Below are 21,204 nucleotides of genomic sequence, written 5' to 3'. Positions count from 1 at the left end.
AACATTAAGCTAAGTGTGAAAAGTACACGAAGGTTTTTGTGGGGTGTAATTTTTGCCTATGAGAGGTAATGATGTAGTCGGATAAGAGGATGTGTAGTGCTTTTTAACAGAAATGGCCATTTCGTGCAATCGTTCCCGGTGGTTTTTGTAAAGCCTGATTTACAATTCCATTAAGAATTCGGTCAGGTTTTTATCATGTGGAACCTCTAGTTTCTTACGTAATCTATATCGGCGTATTTCTACTCCTCTCAAGCTAATGTTCAGTAAAGATGACATCTCTTTACTACTCATATTCATTCTCAGGTAGGCACAAAGTTTCAAATCGTTCGGCACTAAATCTGGATGCTGTGCTTTTAGTTTTTTGAAGAAACTTTCGTGCGCTTCATTAAAACTGTTCTCAAATAAATGCCAGTCTCGCTCATCATTCATGCCGTCGTTAATTACTTTCTGAATTTTTCGAGTTTGATCATCCGAAAGCTTTTTGCCGTTCTCATCTTTAAGTTTCGTGATTTCATCACTTAACTTTTGCAGCAATTCATTTTTATAAACTAAAGTCATAGCAGAGTTGGCTAACTCTCTGTTTTTTGAAGCCAGTTCAGCTTGTAATTTCTCTGTTTGGAGTTTGATAATCTGTTTCTCGTTCGCCTCAGCCTCTTGTCTTAAAATTTCGTCCTGTTCGGCTTTTAAGCGGTCACTTATTTTTTGACTGTCTCTTTTAAGTTTCCGCTCATAAATTTTCTTGCCCATGATCAAAACCACAGCGAAAAGAATAGAATAAATAAGTAAAGACCAATTATTAAAATACCAGGGACGAAGAATGGTAAACTTAAAGATTGTTACATTAGTGACCGACGAATCATTAAGCTTAGCCCTAAGCTTAAATTTATAGCTTCCACTAGCTAGATTGGTGAAATCTTTTTCTGCGGCCTCACTCCAGTCTGACCAATCTTTGGAGTAACCCTCTAAAAAATACTGATACTTAACTTTGGCCTGCCTGTAATAGGGCAGTGCGAAAGAAATCCGGATATTATTTCTTGTATACGGTAGTTCTATATTACTTCCAGTCTCACTAAGCGTATAGTATTTATCGGTAATATCATCTATCCGCCTAACTAATACAGATGGCAATTTACTTGGTAAAGATTGATTCTGTTGAGTATTATAAATCACGAATCCATCATCTACACTGATTAAATAAATGGAATTGCTGATCTTATTGATGTTTTCATAATATTGAACCATTCTTCCATCGAGCAAACTGAATTGATTGGAGTCTATTTCAATTTTACCCGGCGCTGAGAAATTCACTAACGATGTTTTCCCATGATTAATGAACCAATATTTTTTCTCACCTGCTTTAATAATATTATTTGAAGTGGCGAAAGACCCCAGCTTTTTGTTCAATACCTCGTAACTGGTGAATTTGTTGCTCAGCTCATCATAAGTGTAGAATCCCTTATCTGAGGAAAAGACAATCCGGTTTTCTAAATTGAAGATATTGATATTGTAGTTGCCTGGCAAACCATTTCGCTCATCAAAATACTTGGTGCTGATTACTTTGGTGTAATCTGGATTTAAAGTTACCTTATAAAGGCCTTTATAAGCATGTCCAACCCAGATATCTCCTTTATTATCTTGCTCAATAAACCTGGAGGGCGCATTGAAACCTGAAATCTGAGTAACAAATTTCAAACCTGATCCTGGAATTTTCTGATAAAGTGATAAGCCAACGTAAGTTCCCTGAATCAGGTAATTTGGATTAGCGTTTAATTTTTTAATGGTCCAGCCACCACTGGTTCTGGAGATCCATTCAATCTTATCGCCTAAAACCTTAAACGTACCACTATTGTGACCGCAAATCAATTCGGTATCAACGATGTTTAATTCCCATACCTGCCCCTGCGAACCTGGAATAAGTTTGAAATTAAAGTTAAGTGCAGTATTTGGCGACCAGTCGCTATAAAACAAACCCTGATTAGTGCCAAGGTATATTTTATTGTTAAAAATGATACTTGAGTAGACGGTTCCGAACTGCCCGGTCTTATCAAAATAGAAATACAGGGGTGAATTTAACTCAATCCGATCGATTCCATTATCTAAACCTGCCCACAGATTTTGCTCATCATCAGCATATAAACTTAATACCGTGTTATTTTGAAGTCCGCTGGATTTATTGATCTGCTGTACAATGTTCCCATTTTCATCAATAATAATTAAGCCATTCAGGATGGTTCCGAAAGCGTAATACTTTCCAAGCAGCTGAACGCCATTATTGAGTTGATAAGTTTTTAAAAAGCCATTTGCAGGAGTTATGAATGGCTTGAATGTTTTTCCATCATAGGTAAACAGGCCATTTTTGCTGGTGCCAATCAAGAAGCCTCCATTTTTGTAGGGGAGGATGGATAGAATTCCTTGTTTGCCAAGTTGATCACTCTGTGGCAGATAAACCAATTTATTCCCGACCAGTTCGTGTAAGCCGTTTTCTAAAATTTCTACGAAAAACCTGTTATTTATCTTATGGATAAAAAGTAACGATTTTGACGATGAAACAATTGAAATCTTATTATTTTGATAAACAAATATTTTCGAAAATGTTTGAAATATTACACGATCACGATCGACATAAATTTTCCAAACTTCATCAGTGATTTTCGAGCCTTTAGGCAATAATGAAGTAAGCGAATGATAGGTTAGTTTATTATTTTTAATTGCCCAGTAACCAAATTCACCGAAGCACCCGGTGTAAATTTTACCTTTGTTATCTGTAGCAACGGATCTAACAATTTGTCCGTTCGGCATTTTATATTTTTGCCAATATTTCCCATCAAAAGTAAGTAAGCCTTCGGCATTGCCATAGTACATTACGCCCTGCTGATCTTTAGCGATGCTCCAGTTTTGATTACCAGCACCGTATACAGATTTTGAATAATTTTCTATATAAGGAACACCGATACTCTTTATATCGGATGCAAAAGTATAGTGTGATAAAAGAAAGAATAATAAAAACAGACGTAAAACGCTAAACATATAATGGAATGTAATTAAGCCATCGCTCTACAAAGTAAAAGAAATATTTTGGATGCTTGTTAGTTGATGACTTATTATTGAACTAATTGGTTAATGGTCCATGGTTGATAGCTATTAGCCCATAATGCAAATTAAATAATTTAAAAATTATAATGAACTCTTCAGCTTGGATATCATTTTGCAAAGTTGTTCATATTCAATATAAAGTCTTTTAAATTCAGCTTCTGAGATGTAATTCTTTGATGAAGCCATAAATAAACAACTTACAACATCTAGTCCAGATCGAACCGAATAGGTTAAAAATCTTGAAAATTCAGCTTTTGATTGCCCCATACAACCTTCTGCTATATTTAGGTTAACTGAGTCTGCGGCTTTTTTAATTTGATTAGATAAGCTGAAAAGTTCTATTTTAGGGAAACTCTTTGCAATATTATCTATTTCATTACTTAGTCTTAAAGAAATCTGCCAAACCTTTAGTTCTTCAAATTTAAAAGCCATAGCGTTTTTTGGAAATGGTTATAATCAATTGATGGTTGTAGTCCATACCTAAAGCTAAAAATAAAATGCTACAAAGTATGCTTTTTCATGTTTTATTGATAGCATTTATCCTAATTAACAATCAATTATGGATTTCCAACTAAGCTATGGACCTTTAACAATTGACCATTAACTTTATCATATCGTTTCCAATTTCTTCGCTACTGGCTGAGGAACCTTTACATAATACCCTGTTCCATCATATGGTCTTTTCCGTGGATTTGTAGTGCAGGCGGTTGAGCAGCAACCTTGTAATTCTTCGCCACAATCATCACACTGTGTAATGTGCTCATTGCACTCCGGGTTGGCACAATTAATCATTTTTGGGGTAGTTTTGCCACAATTGTAGCACACTGAAACAATGGTTGGGTTTATCTGGTTAACATCTACTGCGATCCGGTTATCAAAAACATAACATTTCCCTTCAAAATCTTTCCCTCCGGCTTCCTTTCCGTATTTTATAATTCCACCATGTAACTGGTAAACATCATTAAAACCATGGTGTAAAAGAAGGGCAGAAGCCTTTTCACATTTGATGCCGCCAGTGCAGTAAGTTAAAATCTTTTTGTCTTTATATTGAGCAAGCTGATTAATCTGCTCCGGAAAATCTCGGAAATTTTCAATATCTAAAGTAATGGCATTTTTGAATTTACCCAGATTGTGCTCATAGTTAGAACGAACATCTAGAATAACTACATCTTCATCATCCTTCATGGCCATGAAATCTGCAGGTTCTAAATGTTTTCCCGTTTTTTCATTAGGGTTGATAATCGATGTATCTCTTAAACCGGAGTGAACAATTTCGGATTTATAGCGACAATGCATCTTTAAAAAAGATGGTTCTTCCACATCATCTATTTTAAATTCTGTCTTCGCAAAACGCGAATCAGCATGGATGGCTTTCATGTAAGCCTCACAAGATTCTGGCGTGCCTGAGACGGTGCCATTTAGACCTTCATCTGCAACGATAATACGGCCAACTAAATCTAAAGATTTACAAAATTTAAGGTGATCTGCAGCAAATTGCTCTGCATCTGCTATGTAACTATAGCAATAGTAAAGTATGGTTTGATATCTATTCATAATGCTGTTGATACCGTTGCAAACGGCGTTTAAAGCGTGGCAAAGATAAGGAATAATCCGGGAGATTAAAACTCGTCTGAAACAATTATACGATCTCCAGATTGTATTTGGCACCTGAACTTAAGGTCGCCTGGTTTACCAACTTAGTTAAAACCGTAAGATAATTTAAAACCCTGTTCTATTCTTCTGTTAGAATCGAAAGCATAGCCATAATCAATTCTGAGGTTTAATCTTTTAAAACCAAAGAAAAATTCGCTATAATTTCTTTTTTCCGGCGAGGTAAGGTAGGCGCCGCCAATAATTTCCTCAATTTTTAATCTTCGCAACAGCGGTATTTTACTGATAAAGAAGGAACCAAAGTTATGTTGATAATGTGCTTCGAAATATTGCTTGGTTGTGCTGAAAAGATAAAAATCTAAAAAGTGGAAATTTCGAACATCTGAATCAAAGATTAATGAACGGTTTGCCCTGAAATGTTTCCAGTCTGGATAATAAAGTTGTTTTGCATTTAAGAATTTTCCGGCCCCGATAAGTAGTGAAGACTTTCCAAGCAATAAAAAATGCACATCTTTCTGAAAAATTTCGGCAGATAGAAAATCATAATTCACATCAGAATTAAAGAAATTCGGAATCCCTTTTCTATACGTGACTTCTAATCGGGGGTATTTGCTTTCAATGTAAAACTTTCCATCAGGCCGGGTAATGTATTTTTGCGCAATGGTATAAGAGAGTGTTCCGCTTAATATAAAACCAGTATGTTTCGGGAAAAGAAGACTTTCATTATCTGTAGGGTTGAAGGGATCATTAGCGGTAAAATCATTTATTTTACTAAGCGAACGATAACTCGAATTTAATAATGCCTCACGTTCTGCATAATCTGCGGTAACCTTAAGCTCAAAACTCGGTGCAAATTCTCTGCTAGCCTGGATGTTTAAAAAACGCCTTTCGTAAAATTTAGAGAAGTTTCTTCCAAATATTACTGCATTAATACTGTTACGGAAAAGATTGGTTTGTTTAAGTGAATTTAAGTTAGCCACCTCGGTTCCAAAACCAACACTGATCATTCCATTCTTAATAGGATCGTAAAAATATTTAGCCTGGATGTTGCCATTTAAATGCTTGTTACTAAAGCCATATCGAACCTCTGGCCTTATCGAATAATAGCGACCATCGTCAAACCCCTGCCTTAAGGAAACAGCATATTTTAAGGCTACCCCTTCTATAGTATTGTAAAATATACTTTTAAATAGTGGATCGTAGGTAATACTTTTCTTATTATAACTGTGGTAATATACATAAGGAGTAATCAGTATTTGCTTAAGGTTAAACTTATTTTTAACACGATCTACCGAGTCCAGATATTTTTTGGATGATTTTAACCTGCTTACGCTATCCTTTTTGATGTAGTTTTCACTTTCCTCCAGGGTAAGGGGTACAGGTCGGGATTTTATCCAGTACAAAGAATCTTTTTTATTGGATGAAGGATTTATACGTAGAATTTCGTTGCTGAAAAAATGTTTGTTAAAAGCAGGTTCAACATTATAATTCTTATATACACCTACTGCATAGCCAGAAAACTTAAACCCTAGAACCTTACCCTTTATATCAAATTGTACTGACGATGGAACGGTTATGTTGTTGATTAAAACAAGCTGTTGCTTAATGTTTAAAGTATCTATAAACTCAATTCCCGATTTTTTAGTCAGAAATAAATTTACAGAGTTTAACCGCCAACTACCGTTTATGATGTAGATTTCACCAGTAAATACCGGGTCGTTAATCCTTTTTGGTTTAACTTCTATTTTACTAATGGTTTGCCCGTTTTCATCCTGATTGGTGCCAAGTAGTTTAAACCGGTAATAAGAAAAAGCATGATCAGAAATGGGTGAGATGAAACCCCTCACATTCAGTTTGTCTTCTAATACTACGTTCTTGTAGAAGTTAATGGTTAAATCCGATGCCTTATTAAAACTAAACCCGTTGTCGTTTCCTGCAACTTTAGAAGAAACCATCACCTCCTTTATCTTATTTTCCTTTTGAAAATCGAGTTTTGATACCGTTTCTGATAGGTAAATAATCCCTTTGCCTTGATTGTTCAGGTCCAAAATTTTAATTACATCACGCCCAAAAAATTTCTTTGGTGAAGACAGTAATTTTTGCATGCCTTTGGTATAAACATCGCAGGTAAAGGCCTCCACTTCATTCAGATAGATTTCTCTATTTTTGATGGTTTTTTTGATGATTTCATCAGCAGTATTTTCTGGTTCGTTATTTCGACCAATTTCTACATCATTTAAAGTAAATACCTTGGATACCAGTTCGATATTCAGTGATTTATTTTCAAATAAATTGATGCTTAAAAGTTTAGCTTCAAAGCCAATCGCAGTAAAAAGTAAATCTATTTTACCTACCGGAAGATTTAATTTATAATTCCCCTCTATATTAGATGAGGTGCCCCTTGTTGTGGTGTTAACATAAATGGTAACAAAAGGAACAGGATTACCTTTGCCATCTGTAACCTTACCTGTTAACGTTAATAATTGTTGCGCCTGCGCAGTAAATCCCCCTAAAAAAGCTACCAGAAATAGCTTCAAAAATAATTTCATCCCGTATGTCAAATCTTCGTCATGAAATATAGGAAGAATATTACTTTAAATAAAATTTTTAATTTAATCATTACTTGACTTAAACTTTACAACCAAATATTGGTGCGTTGTGGGATTATCTTTACAAACGGATTAATAACGTTTAAAAACCATAACTTATTCTAAAACCCTGATTTATTTTTTTGTTTCCATCATAAGAAAAGCCATAGCTCGCTCTTAAAATCAAACGTTCCAGGCCAAAATAAAACTCTTTGTAATTTTTCTTATCAGGCTGAGTAAGGTAGTTTCCACCAACAAATTCCTGTAACTTTAATTTCCTTAGTAACGGTATTTTATTCGTGAAGAAGCCTGCAAAATTGTGTTCCAGGTGGGCTTCAAAATACTCTTTATTTGTACTGAACTGATAGAAATCGAGGAATTGGAATTTTCTGATATTAGGAGGGAAAATGGTTGAAATGTTACCCGAGAAATGCTTAAAATCCGGGAAGTACATTTCCTTGTTATTTAAAAACATACCTGCTCCTGCCAAAAATGAAGTATAACCCCATAAGCCCATGCTAATTCGTTCTTGAGTAGCTTCAACTTTTAAGAAGTCGTAATCTACATCGCTGCCCAGTATGCCATTTAATCCTTTTTTATATAACACCGTAATCTTTGGATACTTCGATTCCGTGTAAAATTTCCCATCTGGCCGGGTGATATATTGCTGGCCGATGGTATAAGTTAAACTTGCTGTCGCACTTACCGAGGTATAGGTTGGAAATAATGGCGTTTCTACAGTTGGACTAAATGGATTGTTAGAGGTAAATTCCCTTTCTTTATTATCGAAAAACTTAAAATCGGTATTGTTAGTGAGGTAATGATTTCTGTTATAATCAACTGCTAAACTGGCCTGTAAACCCGAAGCCACTTCTCTGCTGGTATTAATATTAACAAAGCTTTTCTCGTAAAATTTCGGAAAGTTCTTTTCATACAATAACGAGTTGACCATATTTCCAATCGTTGTCATCGAACCCAGGTTATTCATGTCGAAAATTCCATTACCAAATGAGCCACCAATGCTGGCTCGCTTTAGCGGATTGTAAAAGTAATTCCCGGTTAAACTTGCTGTTAATTTCTGGTTGGCAAAGCCATATCTAACCTCTGGCCTGATGGTATAAGAAACATTATTTTCAAAATCTTTCCGGTAAGTAACACCGTATTTAATAGTTAGGCCTTCAACCGTATTATAAAAAATAGCCCGCAGTACCGGATCGAACGAATAATATTCCTTATCATAACGATCGTTAATGCGAACGCCCCGCAGTAATAGTTTGCCAATACCAAATTTATTGTTATCTTTTTCTAGTGAGTCTAAATACTTCTTAGATTCTTTAAGCTTTGCAATGCTATCTTTTTTGATATAGTTCAGTTTCTCATCGGGAGTTAAGGGAATAGGGCGATTGTTGCTCCAGTAAATAGAATCTTTTTTGTTCACCATTTGGGTAACCTTCAGGATTTCGCCATTAAAAAAGTTTTTTGGGAATTTTGGATGGAGATTATAATTACTATACACCCCGATAAAATAACCTGCGAATTTAAATTTTAAAATGTCTCCGTTGAATTGAAAGTTAACGCTGGTAGGCATATAAACGTCTTCCACCTTCGTAAATTGCTGGTTAATGTTTAGGGTGTCAATAAAGTTAATGCCAGCCTTTTTAGTCAGAAAGAGATCGGTATTGTAAATTCTCCAGTTTTCATCCATAATATAAATAATCCCTCTAAATACTGGATCATTTTCACGTCGTGGAATAACTTGTATTTTGTGAACGAGCACGCCATTTTCTTTTGATTCGCCTAACAACTTATATTTATAGTAAAATAAGGCATTATCGGCAATCGGCGATATAAAACCTCTTGCACTAAGTTTATTTTCCAGGAGGTAATTGTCATAAAAGTTGATCATTAAATCTGAAGCTTTATTGAAGCTGAACGCATTGTTTCTACCAGCAATTTTGGAGGAAATCATTTCTTCATGTACATCATTTGGACGGCGGAAATTAAATTTACTCTGCGATTCTGAAAGGTATATAATCCCTTTTCTATTGGTGTCTAGCTCCATCACTTTTTTGATGTCTCTACCCATAAATTTTTTAGGGGCACCCTTTAGCTGCTGAACACCTTTTATATATACATCAGAAGCAAACTCCTTAACTTCTTCCAGGTGTTCTTTTCTTTTTTTAATTGCCTGCCTGATGATTGCATAAGCTGGATCTTCAGCATTAGCCCTAATGGTTACATTATCAAGGGTATAGCTTTCTGAAGTTAGCTTTACATCTAAGGTAATGTCTCCAGTAGAATTAACAATATGCTCCTGTTGTTTATAACCAACTGCCCTAAAACTTAATGTATATTGGCCAGTATTTAGTTTAATGTTGTATTTGCCCTCAATGTTGGCAGATGTACCCGTAGTGGTGTTTTTTAAATAAACAGATGCAAAAGGCACCGGTTGCCCACCCGAATCTCTAATTGTGCCAGAAATGGTATGTTGCTGGGCAAATGCAAAATTAGCCAAACTGCAAAACAGGAGGAGTGCGCAAAATTTGATCATGGTAAATAATTAGTAATTTATAAATATCGAATAAGTTTTAAGACTATACAGATTTTCACTGTTAAAGTTTGTTAAGATGATGAAAATTTCTTGAACGTTATCTCTCCTCTCTAAATTGCCATACATAATATGGTAGCAAATAGCCTGCAAAACGTTTGTTTATTGCCCAATACTATTTCAGTTGTAATTTAAGGCTGAACATTGTTTTTTTTATAACTTTGAAGCCATAATCAACCATTAAAATAGCCATGTACAAAACATTACAACCTGTTCTACAAAAAGAGCTTGAAGAAATTGAAAATGCTGGATTGTTTAAACGCGAACGCATTATTATTACGCCTCAGGGTGCTGATATTAAGGTAAGCGGCGGCGCAGAGGTAATCAACTTTTGTGCAAACAATTATTTAGGCCTTTCCTCTCATCCAAAGGTGATTGAGGCGGCAAAAAAAGCAATTGATGACTATGGTTATGGCATGTCTTCAGTTCGGTTTATTTGTGGTACACAAGATGTTCACAAAGAATTGGAAGCTAAAATATCCGAATTTCTAGGTACAGAAGATACCATTTTATACGCGGCCGCATTTGATGCTAATGGTGGTGTTTTTGAGCCATTGTTTAATGCCGAAGATGCAATTATATCAGATGAATTAAACCACGCTTCTATTATAGATGGTGTTCGTTTGTGTAAAGCACAACGTTTCCGTTATAAAAATGCGGATATGGAAGATTTAGAAAAACAGCTTATTGCTGCGAAAGATTCTCGCCATAGAATTATCGTAACTGATGGTGCGTTTTCAATGGATGGATCAGTAGCACCGTTGGATAAAATAGCAGATTTGGCAGATAAATATGAGGCATTGATTATGATTGATGAATCACACTGTTCTGGTTTTATTGGGAAAACCGGGCGTGGAACGCATGAGCATTTTAATGTAATGGATCGGATTGATATCATTACCGGAACTTTAGGCAAGGCGCTGGGTGGTGCATCAGGAGGTTTCACATCAGGTAAAAAGGAAATTATCGATATGTTGCGTCAACGTTCCCGTCCTTATTTGTTTTCGAATACATTGGCTCCAGCTATTGCAGGGGCATCTATTGCTGTTTTAGATATGTTAAGTGAAACCACTTCGCTGAGAGATAAATTAGAGCACAATACCAAATATTTCCGCGAAAAAATGACGGAGGCAGGTTTTGATATTAAGCCGGGTTTCCATCCAATTGTTCCGGTAATGTTATATGATGCAAAGATTGCGCAAAATTTTGCAGCTAAAATGCTCGAAGAAGGCATCTATGTGATCGGCTTTTTCTATCCGGTTGTGCCACAAGGTAAATCCAGAATCCGTGTTCAGCTTTCTGCGGCACACGAACAACATCACCTGGATAAAGCGATTGCTGCCTTTACGAAAGTGGGTAAAGAATTAGGCGTGATTTAAACTCCTTCTATCTCTGTAATATTTTAGAAAGCCACTTCGTGTGGCTTTTTTTAGTTTCATTTTCTTTAACTTAAGCTAGTGGTTGGTGTCTCACTAACCAACGTAAGTTTTATCTCGTTAATACACGGGTTTTCAGTTGGTGAAACATGAACCGATAGATGAAAATTTAAACTCCTTTTATCTCTATAATATTTTAGAAACCTAATTCGTGTGGCTTTTTTTAGTTTTGGGTTCATTTTCATTTGTGGCGATATTGTAAACAGAATTTTTGAACCAGCTAAGGTTAAATTTTTAACATATTTTGCCGTATATTTGAACCCATGTTGCAGGATAAGATCACACAATACACTGAAAAAATTAATGCTTTCGTAACCGAAAAAGCAGATGAATTAGAGCAGTTTCGTATCAAATATTTAGGAAGTAAGGGAGTTATCAAAGAAATTTTCGACGAATTTAAGTCTGTTTCTATTGAAGAAAAAAAATCATTGGGTAAGGTTTTAAATGAGTTTAAACAACTTGCCGAATCAAAATATAACACATTAAAAGAAGTTACTGAAAGTAGTCAATCTCAAGCTGCGGTGAATGAGCAAGATTTAACACTGCCTGGAGAAGGTTTTGAAATCGGTTCCCGCCACCCATTGGCACTGGTTCGCCGTGAAATTGTAGAAATTTTTGCTAAGCTTGGTTTTACCGTTGCAGAAGGACCAGAAATTGAAGATGACTGGCACAACTTCTCGGCTTTAAACTTTCCGGAAGAACATCCTGCAAGAGATATGCAAGATACTTTTTTCATTAAAAAAGGTGGAGAAAAAGGCGATATCGCCTTGCGTACCCATACCTCATCGGTACAGGTGCGGATGATGGAACAGGGACAGCCGCCATTCAGAGCAATTATGCCAGGCAGGGTTTACCGCAACGAGGCTATTTCTGCAAGAGCGCATTGCTTTTTCCATCAGATAGAAGGATTATATGTTGATGAAAATGTATCGTTCGCAGATCTTAAGCAAACCTTATTCTATTTCGTACAGGAATTATATGGCGAAGGAACAAAAGTGCGTTTCCGCCCATCTTATTTTCCTTTTACAGAACCATCTGCAGAAATGGATATTTCCTGTACCATTTGTAAAGGTGCGGGCTGCCAGTTGTGTAAATACAGCGGTTGGGTAGAAATTCTGGGCTGCGGAATGGTGGATCCTAATGTTTTGGAAAACTGTGGTATAGATGCTAAAAAATACAGTGGTTTTGCTTTTGGTATGGGAATCGAACGCATTACTAACTTAAAATATGAAATTAAGGATTTACGTTTGTTTTCTGAAAACGATGTACGTTTCTTAAAACAATTTAAATCGGCCTTAATTTAATGACGCGACACTTATATCGTTTGCTTTTTGTTTTAGTTTTACTCTCCGGTTGCGGGAAAGAGGAAAACTATGTGCCAGAAGTGATTGTTAATTACAATGTTACCCTTACACAATTTAGTCTGCAGGCTAAAAACGGAATATTATTAGTGCCTAATCAGGGAGTGGCCGGATTAATTATTGTTAGAACCCCTTTGGGGAGCTTTATAGCCTTTGATCGTTGTAGTACCGTTAATCCTGAAAATAAATGCGCTATCGTACCAGATGATAGTGGCTTAACAGCTACTGATCCGTGTTCGGGAGCTAAATTCTCTTTACTTGACGGAACTCCGCAGAAAGCACCAGCGGAGAAAAATCTTAAAATTTACAACATTTCCTTACAAGGGAACGTGCTACTAAATGTGACTAATTAATGGAAGCTGAAAAAATAAAAGACACTGTAAAAAAAGCTGCCAAAGAACTTTTTAGAAAATACGGTTATCATAAAACCAGTGTTAACGAAATTGCTAAAAAGGCACGGATAGCGAAGGCGACCATTTATAAATATTTCGAAAGCAAAGAACAGGTGTTGGATAGTATTCTAATGGATTACCTGGACCAAAATCTGCATGAAATTATCAATAACAAAGTCAGTTATGGTTCTGAAGAGGAGCATTTAAAAGCTTTGGTGATGAAAACCAGCAGACTTTCTTTCACCGCTTGTAATGAATTTATTGGATGGGATTTTGTTCGTGAAAATGCAAATTCACAAGAGTTTTTAAAGCATTTATCTGATCAGTTAGAAGCTTTGTTATTGGCTGCATACCTCGAACTGGATAACTTTAAAAATAACCCAGCCCGAAGAGAAGGCCTGGCTTTCCTGCTTAAGGCAAGTAAAAGCATTGTATTTTCATTTGCGTTTACTTCGGTAAGTGATTCTGATGTAAGGAAGAATTTTGTAAGTTTCCAGAAAGAAATTCTGCCGTTTTTGGTGAAAGCCGCCCTATAAGCTTTTACTGTTCTGCGTAATAATCTTTGGTTTTAAACTTTTGGATGGTTTTCTGCATTTTACCGCCAATCAACTTTTGAGTAATCACCGTAACATCATCTCCGATGCTGGAATCTTCAATTACAGACGCTACTTCTGTTAAGCCTTTTTTAGCGTCGATGGTGTAACTGGTTGTTTTATGATAGCAGCATCCACTTTTTTCTTCTACGCTAATTTGCTTCTTTTTACGATCAATATCAAACATGCCTAAATTTTCGCTTGCCAGCTTGGTAAAATTTTTATCCAATACAAATTTTCTGCTTTTGCTGGATAGGTAAACATCATAAGATGGACTTGCATAGGCACCATTGTTACCATTTCTAATGGCAAGATCTTCCAGGCCATCAAAGTTAAAATCGCCAAAAATCAGCGGACTCTGGTATTTCCCAAGATCTATCCAGCCGATTCGTGCATCTTGCTTGTCTGTTAAAGAAAAATCCAGGTCAATAGAACTAAATGTTTGGATTTCTTCTCCAGAGATTTTATCATAAAGCATAATTGTGGATTTCCCTTCGCAATGCCCGTTATTACAATCGCCTACAAACAGCTTTGCATTGTATTCATTAGAGGTATTGTTGGATAGAAATTTGAATTGTGCAGTTGCGTTGAAAGAAATAAATAAGGCCGCACAAATAATCAACAGATTTTTCATTATACAAAAGTACCTGATTTGCTTCAAGTTAAAAGTTAAAAAAGGTTAACGTATTCTTTTTTTGTTGATGATGTATGCTTTCACGGCTGTTTTAGTAGTTAGCCAATCTTTACCTTCCTTATGCGCATCAATTTTACCTTGCCTGGCCAGTAAGCTCACATATTCTTGCCCATAAGGAATATCCGGTTCAGCAACAATACTGGCTATAGGTTCATAATCGCCATAACTATTCCCAGGCAAAGCGTTAATGTACATATTTAGCGAGCGTTCAATGGCCTGCAACATTAATAAGCATAATTTATGATAGCTTCCCTTGTTGGCTTGATTGAGCGATTCATAATATTTCTTTCGATCTGTCTTTAAAATGATGGCAGGTGGAAAGCCCCTTCTCATTAAAAGCAAGTTCATTGCCAGCCTAACGGTTCTTCCATTGCCATCAAAAAAAGGATGAATCCAAACCAGTTTATGGTGGAAAATAGTGGTGAGCACCATATCATTTAAGCCCAAAGGATTATTATTAACAAAATCGATTAATTCATCAAGTAAATCAGAAACCTTATTGGCATTAGGAGGCGTGAAATTTGCGCCAACGATCCGTACGCCTCCGTTTCTGATCCGGCCGGCAAAATCATCTTCAATGCTTCTCAATACTAAACCATGGAGTGATAAAATATCAATACTGCGTAATTGGTAGCTTTCTTTTACCAGGGTATATAAATAATCGATTGCTTTTTCATGATTAAATACCTCGAAATGTTCTCTCAAAGATTTTCCTTTAATGGTAATTCCTTCCTGAAGTACCATCTGGGTTTCTTGCAAACTGAGGGTATTGCCTTCGATACTATTCGAGTTATAAGTCCACTCTAAACTTAAATCATTTTTAATTCGGTGAAGTGCGCTATTTGGCAATGGTCTTGATGAATCAAGCTTGGCTTTTTTATCGTTCAACCGATTAATCATGGGTTGAAGTTCTTCAAGATCTTGTAAATCAAAATTCCACATCCCCAAATATACAAATATCGGATGGGATATAAAAGCACGCCTACCGATATTAATTTTCTCAATAAAAAAGCTGAGCCATCAGCGCAGCTTTAAATATATCTAAGAAGAGATTATTCCCATTTAAAAACCTTCACCGCTACTGCATAAATTACAATTCCCCAGATGAGTAAAATCATGATCTGAAATTTCACATCCCACAAGCCCATGCCTTCAAAAGCAACTTTCCGCATCGCATCGTTTAAGTAAGTTAATGGTAAGGCCCTGCTGATGGGTTGCAGCCATGTTGGAAAAGCTTCAATAGAGAAGAACGTTCCCGATAATAAAAACTGCGGCAAAGTGACAATATTGGAAATAGGAGGGACCATACTTTCGCTTTTGGCAACACCTGATATAATAAAGCCAAAGCCCATAAAAACAATAATTCCCATGGTGGCCAGGAGCAACATATTAATTACCGTGACGACACCGTGAACGAGTGTAAAGCTGAAAAAGAAGTGTCCGATCAGGATGATAAATAAAGCGCCAATCAGTGCGAAACCTATTCTGGCAATTCCCTCACCAATCACAATACTCGATCGTTTTACAGGGGTAGCAAAGAAACGTTTAATCACTAATGTTTGGCGTAGGCTAAGAAAAACGAAAGCTGTACCGAAAACGCCAGTGCTCAATAAAGAAAAACCCAGCTGACCAGGTAAAATAAAATCAATTGTTCTATATTCTCTTCCGGTAACTGTACTTTCTTTAATTTCAGCAACTGCTGGTTTCAGGGTTTTATCGTAAAATAGGTTGTTTAAAACTGATTTTAAAATCCCTCCTTTATCTCTCGATGCTGAGGTATAAACCACGTTAACGGAATAAGCTGCTGAGTTCACTTTTCTATGAATATCTACCATTGCATCTACATTTCCTTTTTCCAACAACTTGTCAAACTCGGCTTTAGATTTATCTTTAACTAAGCGGATCATTCCTGTTTTTTCGAGCATCCCTGTAACTGGATTATTTATGTCAGATCCAGGTGTGATCCCAACATCAATCCGTGTTCCACCACCACCTAAAAAGCCGAAAACCAAAATGAAGATCAGCGGGAATGCCAAGGTAAAAACAACAGCAGATGGGCTTCGCATAATGGAACGGAAACTGGCCTTGGCTAGTGCTAATGTTGCTTTGGTGTTGCTGTACCCCCCCAACCCCCTAGAGGGGGCTTTTTCTGTTCCATTATTAATGTCTTTTTGCATAAATATAGTGCTGAATTCTTTTAAATTTTATGTAAACGCTATTGTTTTTCAATTTCACCTCAAGAGGCTATATGGCATCCACTTTATTTTATCTTACCGAAATACTAAGTTTTACGGCTGCATTTCCTCCTGGGTTTTCATTCCCCCTTCAGGGGGCTAGGGGGTCACTCCCGCCACTCTTTTCCCGTTAAACTGATAAATACATCTTCCAGATTCGCTTTTTTTACTTCCTTCTTTCTTTCGAAGCCACTGTTTACCAATTGGTCAATGAGGTTATCCGGAGTATCTACGGCAATGATTTTTCCCCGCTCTACAAAAGCAACACGATCACAAAGTTGCTCGGCTTCATCCATATAATGCGTGGTGATGACTACAGTGGTTCCGGCGTTTCTGATTTCAATGATTAAATCCCATAAGTTTCTCCTTGCTTGTGGATCTAAGCCAGTTGTAGGTTCATCCAGAAAAATAATTTTAGGCTGATTAATAAGCGTAGTAGCAATAGAGAAACGCTGTTTTTGTCCCCCAGAAAGCGCTTTGTATTTTGCTTTTGCTTTATCCTGAAGGTTCACCTTCTCCAGCATTTCCATTGGTTTAATGTTAGCACCATATAAGCCTGCGAAAAGCTCAATCAGCTCAATCAGGTTTAAATTAGGATAATAGCCGGCGGCTTGCAATTGCACGCCAATGATTTGTTTAATCGCATTTGGATGTTTATCAACAGACAGGCCATCTACAATGATTTCTCCAGACGTTTTTTCTCTTAAGGTCTCGATGATTTCCAGTGTAGTGGTTTTGCCAGCACCATTCGGGCCTAACAGACCAAAAATTTCATTTTCATACACTTCAAAACTTAAATCCTGAACGGCAATGAAATCATCATACTTTTTTACCAGATTTTTAACGCTGATAATGGCTTTATTTGTTTCCATATGTTGAAGATAGGGAGCTTTAAATGAATTAAAAGTGAATTTGGTCAGAAAAAAAGGAAAATGACGCTGAAATAAAAATGCGAATCGATTTGGATTCGCATTTTTTTGGTTAAAGGTTGAAAATTAACAGTTGAAAGTCTGGGTGCATAAGCCTTAAGCCGAACTTTTAAAGGTTTAATACAGGTTTATAGTATATAATACATGACCTGTAACTCACAACTTGTAACTCGTAACTTACAACCCGTACCCGATTACCAAGCCAGTTTGCCTGTCATAACATCAACGAAATCATCAAATAAATAACGTGAATCATGCGGGCCAGGTGAAGACTCCGGGTGGTATTGAACTGAGAATGCTTTTTTACCTTTTACGCGGATACCTTCAATGGATTTATCATTCAGGTTTACGTGGGTGATCTCAACTTTATCTGAATTTCTAACCTCATCAGGAACTACCCCAAAACCATGGTTTTGTGAAGTAACCTCGCAATGATTTTTGATAATATTTTTTACCGGGTGGTTTAAGCCGCGGTGGCCATTAAACATTTTCATGGTGCCGATACCGTTTGCTTCAGCCAATAACTGGTGACCTAAGCAAATCCCGAATAATGGTTTATCTTCTTCCAGAATTTCTTTAATCGTTTCCACTGCATAAGGCATTACCGATGGATCGCCAGGGCCATTTGAAATAAAATAACCATCCGGACTAAATTTTTCCATTTCGGCAAATTTAGTTTTTGCCGGGAAAACCTGAACATAAATGTCGCGATTTTCAAAGCTGCGTAAAATATTTTTCTTAATTCCCAAATCCAAAGCAGCCACTTTTAAACTTGCTTCCGGGTTGCCATAAAAGTAGGGTTCGGTTGTACTTACTTTAGATGAAAGCTCTAATCCTTCCATTGATGGAACTTCAGTAAGCTTTTGTTTCAGTTCATCAAGATCTGTAATCTCCGAAGAAATAATGGCATTCATTGCGCCTTTATCTCTGATGTGACGCACTAAAGCACGGGTATCAATATCAGAAATGGCAACCAGGTTATCATTCTGAAAATAATCCTGAATAGATTCTGTTGCCTGCTTACGGCTGTAAACAATGTTATAATTTTTGCAAACCAAACCAGCAATTTTAATCGAATCTGATTCGATTTCATCTTTCTGGATGCCATAATTACCAATATGTGAATTGGTTGTAACCATTATTTGTCCAAAATAACTTGGATCGGTAAAGATTTCCTGGTAACCTGTCATCCCGGTATTAAAACAAATTTCGCCAGTAGTGGTTCCGATTTTTCCGGCAGCTTTGCCGTGAAAAACAGTGCCATCGGCCAGTAATAAAATCGCAGGTAACTTGGTGTAGTTAGTCATGGTAATTACAATATGGATTTTGAGTTGAAAAAGACTTGAAAAAAGGGTTTCTCTCAGCAATTAAGCTGTTTTTGCTGGGTGCAAAAAAAGATGAATATATCCCTTCCATTTCGGGGTACAAAGATAGAGTTTAAGAATGGGATTGTAAAGAAAAAAGTGAAATAAGGTTTTAGGTAAAAGCAGAAAGACTAAAGCGGAAAGCAGAAAGTAAAAAGACTAAAGCTAAAAGGCGAAAGCAGAAATACTAAAGCGGAAAGGGGTGAAACTGAATTTGAATAAAGAATGATTTTTGTATGAAATGGCTTTCGTCTTTTACCTTTTAGCTTAATTAAACTTTCGCCTTTCAGCTTAATTAAAAAAAAACAATACTTTTGGGCAACAAAATAAAACCCATGTCGGTACATAAAGAAATTAAAAGAATAACCACACACATTTTGCAGGAAATGAAACAACGTGGTGAAAAAATATCCATGTTAACGGCTTACGATTATTCAATGGCAACCATTTTAGATGATGCCGGATTGGATGTTTTACTCGTTGGCGATTCAGCTTCCAATGTGATGGCTGGTCATGAAACGACTTTGCCTATTACCTTAGATCAGATGATTTATCATGCTGCATCTGTAATCAGGGCGGTTAAACGTGCTTTTGTGGTAGTTGATTTACCTTTCGGTTCTTACCAGGGAAACTCTAAGGAAGCGCTGAATTCTGCCATCAGGATTATGAAAGAATCTGGTGCGCATGGTGTTAAATTAGAAGGTGGTGAAGAAATTATTGAATCTGTTCAACGCATTATTACAGCCGGCATTCCGGTAATGGGTCATTTAGGTTTAACCCCTCAATCCATTTATAAATTTGGTACTTACACCGTGCGTGCAAAAGAAGAAGAGGAAGCAAATAAACTTAAAACTGATATTTTGGCCTTGCAGGCTGCAGGTTGCTTTGCCATTGTATTGGAGAAAATTCCGGCTGCATTGGGTAGAGAAGTAACCGAAAGCTTGCATATTCCAACTATTGGAATTGGTGCTGGCAATGGTTGCGACGGACAAGTTTTAGTGGTTAATGATATGATTGGCTTAACCAAAGGATTTAAGCCGAGGTTTTTACGCCAGTATATTAACCTTTACGATGATATTTTAGGTGCAGCGCAATCTTATATCCGTGATGTAAAAAGCAATGATTTTCCGAGCGAAAAAGAACAGTACTAGGTTTGGAGTTTTAGTCTGGAGTCCAAAGTCTAAAGTCATGAGTCGACAATCTGTGTTCACAAATAACCGCCTAACCCTATAACCTCCTAACCTGCTAACCCCCCTTTAAGTCCAAATGCCAGTTACCGATAAAGACATTCTTTTTGAAGACAACCATTTAATCGCGATTAGTAAAAGAGCGGGAGATATTGTGCAGGTTGATGAAACCGGTGATGAGCCACTAGATGAGCAGGTGAAAAAGTATATCGCCAATAAATATAATAAACCGAATGGTGCCTTCCTTGGGGTGGTGCATCGTTTGGATCGGCCGGTGAGTGGCGTGATTCTATTTGCCAAAACCAGTAAAGCTTTAGAACGGATGAATGCCGCTTTCAAGAACCGCGAGGTGAAAAAGACGTATTGGGCGGTAGTAAAAAATAAGCCGGAAAACGAATCTGGAACCTTAATTCACTGGTTAATTAAGAACCCTCAAAAAAATGTAGTTACGTATTATAAAACGGAGGTTCAGGGTTCTCAGCGTGCAGAACTATCTTACAGGTTATTGGCCAAAGTAGGTGAATATTACCTGATTGAAGTTGATCCGCTTACTGGTCGATCGCATCAAATTAGGGTTCAACTCTCATCTATGGGCTGCCCGATTGTTGGCGATAATAAATACGGCTATCCTCGCGGAAGCAGAAAAGGAAGTATTTGTTTACATGCCAGAAGACTTCAATTTCTACATCCGGTGAAGAAAGAACCTGTAAACATCTTCGCCAAATTGCCTGTAGATGGCTTCTGGGAAAGATTCGAAGATATTTAACCTGACTTTATTTATTGCATTATCTTTGCGATACTTTATTTAAAAGTTGTTTTATTGAAAATGATGGAGCCACTGAAACTAAGAAGCAGTCTAAAAATTATAATTTATCAACTTACGAAATTTCCAAAGCCTGTGCGCTGAAGAATTTCGTCAGTTTTGATGATAGTACCACAAACTTTCGAAGTATTTCCCCCAACAAAGGCCACCAAAACTTCGCAAGTTGATCTTCAATAATGAAATTTAGACAGTTTCTAAGCTTAGAAAGATTTTTGAATTTTAATTTTACCTCCTCATTGTCGTCCTCCTGAACTTGATTCACTGTTGTCCGGTAAAACTTTTTGAACAAAT

At 36.7% G+C, this 21,204-nt stretch carries 16 protein-coding genes; 6 read left to right on the top strand and 10 right to left on the bottom strand.

The features are described from left to right. Positions 1 to 159 precede the first annotated feature (159 nt). The 5 genes from ACN1CD_RS15285 to ACN1CD_RS15265 form a co-directional block, all read right to left on the bottom strand. Positions 160 to 3,027 (bottom strand): ligand-binding sensor domain-containing protein, encoded by a 2,868-nt coding sequence (locus tag ACN1CD_RS15285; RefSeq protein WP_419131253.1) that lies wholly within the window; start codon positions 3,025 to 3,027, stop codon positions 160 to 162. A gap of 147 nt (positions 3,028 to 3,174) precedes the next feature. After that, positions 3,175 to 3,525 (bottom strand): four helix bundle protein, encoded by a 351-nt coding sequence (locus tag ACN1CD_RS15280; RefSeq protein WP_419131252.1) that lies wholly within the window; start codon positions 3,523 to 3,525, stop codon positions 3,175 to 3,177. Between the two features lie 177 nt (positions 3,526 to 3,702). Continuing rightward, the gene (locus ACN1CD_RS15275; RefSeq protein ID WP_419131251.1) at positions 3,703 to 4,647 is read right to left on the bottom strand and encodes a rhodanese-related sulfurtransferase; all 945 of its coding nucleotides are present in this window, start codon (positions 4,645 to 4,647) and stop codon (positions 3,703 to 3,705) included. 143 nt (positions 4,648 to 4,790) lie between these two features. After that, a complete protein-coding gene (locus tag ACN1CD_RS15270; protein WP_419131250.1) occupies positions 4,791 to 7,253 on the bottom strand; it encodes a DUF5686 and carboxypeptidase regulatory-like domain-containing protein in 2,463 nt (820 codons plus the stop codon). Positions 7,254 to 7,395: 142 nt separating this feature from the next. After that, the gene (locus tag ACN1CD_RS15265; protein ID WP_419131249.1) at positions 7,396 to 9,843 is read right to left on the bottom strand and encodes a DUF5686 and carboxypeptidase regulatory-like domain-containing protein; all 2,448 of its coding nucleotides are present in this window, start codon (positions 9,841 to 9,843) and stop codon (positions 7,396 to 7,398) included. A 248-nt stretch (positions 9,844 to 10,091) separates the two neighbouring features. On the opposite strand from ACN1CD_RS15265, the gene kbl reads away from it, so the two are divergent. The 4 genes from kbl (at position 10,092) to ACN1CD_RS15245 (ending at position 13,625) form a co-directional block, all read left to right on the top strand. After that, the gene (kbl, locus tag ACN1CD_RS15260) at positions 10,092 to 11,279 is read left to right on the top strand and encodes a glycine C-acetyltransferase (protein WP_419131248.1); all 1,188 of its coding nucleotides are present in this window, start codon (positions 10,092 to 10,094) and stop codon (positions 11,277 to 11,279) included. Between the two features lie 320 nt (positions 11,280 to 11,599). Further along, positions 11,600 to 12,640, top strand: coding sequence for a phenylalanine--tRNA ligase subunit alpha (pheS, locus tag ACN1CD_RS15255; protein ID WP_419131247.1), 1,041 nt, complete (start codon positions 11,600 to 11,602; stop codon positions 12,638 to 12,640). Beyond that, the gene (locus ACN1CD_RS15250) at positions 12,640 to 13,050 is read left to right on the top strand and encodes a hypothetical protein (protein WP_419131246.1); all 411 of its coding nucleotides are present in this window, start codon (positions 12,640 to 12,642) and stop codon (positions 13,048 to 13,050) included. The genes pheS and ACN1CD_RS15250 overlap by 1 nt, the downstream gene beginning before the upstream one ends. Beyond that, the gene (locus ACN1CD_RS15245; RefSeq protein ID WP_316796725.1) at positions 13,050 to 13,625 is read left to right on the top strand and encodes a TetR/AcrR family transcriptional regulator; all 576 of its coding nucleotides are present in this window, start codon (positions 13,050 to 13,052) and stop codon (positions 13,623 to 13,625) included. The genes ACN1CD_RS15250 and ACN1CD_RS15245 overlap by 1 nt, the downstream gene beginning before the upstream one ends. A 4-nt stretch (positions 13,626 to 13,629) precedes the next feature. Here ACN1CD_RS15245 and ACN1CD_RS15240 read toward each other — a convergent pair whose 3' ends face one another. From ACN1CD_RS15240 to carA, 5 genes are all read right to left on the bottom strand, one after another. Continuing rightward, a complete protein-coding gene (locus ACN1CD_RS15240; protein WP_419131245.1) occupies positions 13,630 to 14,316 on the bottom strand; it encodes an XAC2610-related protein in 687 nt (228 codons plus the stop codon). 45 nt (positions 14,317 to 14,361) lie between these two features. After that, positions 14,362 to 15,318: a Fic family protein gene (locus tag ACN1CD_RS15235; RefSeq protein ID WP_419131244.1), complete on the bottom strand. Its 957-nt coding sequence runs from the start codon at positions 15,316 to 15,318 to the stop codon at positions 14,362 to 14,364. A gap of 110 nt (positions 15,319 to 15,428) precedes the next feature. Continuing rightward, positions 15,429 to 16,553 (bottom strand): ABC transporter permease, encoded by a 1,125-nt coding sequence (locus ACN1CD_RS15230; RefSeq protein WP_419131243.1) that lies wholly within the window; start codon positions 16,551 to 16,553, stop codon positions 15,429 to 15,431. A 164-nt stretch (positions 16,554 to 16,717) separates the two neighbouring features. Next, a complete protein-coding gene (locus ACN1CD_RS15225) occupies positions 16,718 to 17,482 on the bottom strand; it encodes an ABC transporter ATP-binding protein (protein ID WP_419131242.1) in 765 nt (254 codons plus the stop codon). A gap of 251 nt (positions 17,483 to 17,733) precedes the next feature. Beyond that, the gene (gene carA, locus ACN1CD_RS15220; protein WP_419131337.1) at positions 17,734 to 18,846 is read right to left on the bottom strand and encodes a glutamine-hydrolyzing carbamoyl-phosphate synthase small subunit; all 1,113 of its coding nucleotides are present in this window, start codon (positions 18,844 to 18,846) and stop codon (positions 17,734 to 17,736) included. 392 nt (positions 18,847 to 19,238) lie between these two features. Between carA and panB the strand changes: the two genes are divergently transcribed. Together panB and ACN1CD_RS15210 are read left to right on the top strand one after the other, a co-directional pair. Further along, positions 19,239 to 20,054, top strand: a complete 816-nt coding sequence (panB, locus tag ACN1CD_RS15215; RefSeq protein WP_419131241.1) for a 3-methyl-2-oxobutanoate hydroxymethyltransferase — start codon at positions 19,239 to 19,241, stop codon at positions 20,052 to 20,054. 115 nt (positions 20,055 to 20,169) lie between these two features. After that, positions 20,170 to 20,856 carry an RluA family pseudouridine synthase gene (locus ACN1CD_RS15210; protein ID WP_419131240.1) on the top strand — a complete coding sequence of 229 codons (687 nt, stop codon included), beginning with the start codon at positions 20,170 to 20,172 and terminating at the stop codon, positions 20,854 to 20,856. Positions 20,857 to 21,204: the final 348 nt, after the last annotated feature.

The organism is Pedobacter sp. N23S346 (assembly GCF_048515415.1).
In the GTDB taxonomy this organism is placed as follows: Bacteria; Bacteroidota; Bacteroidia; order Sphingobacteriales; family Sphingobacteriaceae; genus Pedobacter.
Note: the sequence above shows the minus strand (reverse complement) of the source record. Positions and strands in the feature narration are given on the sequence as shown.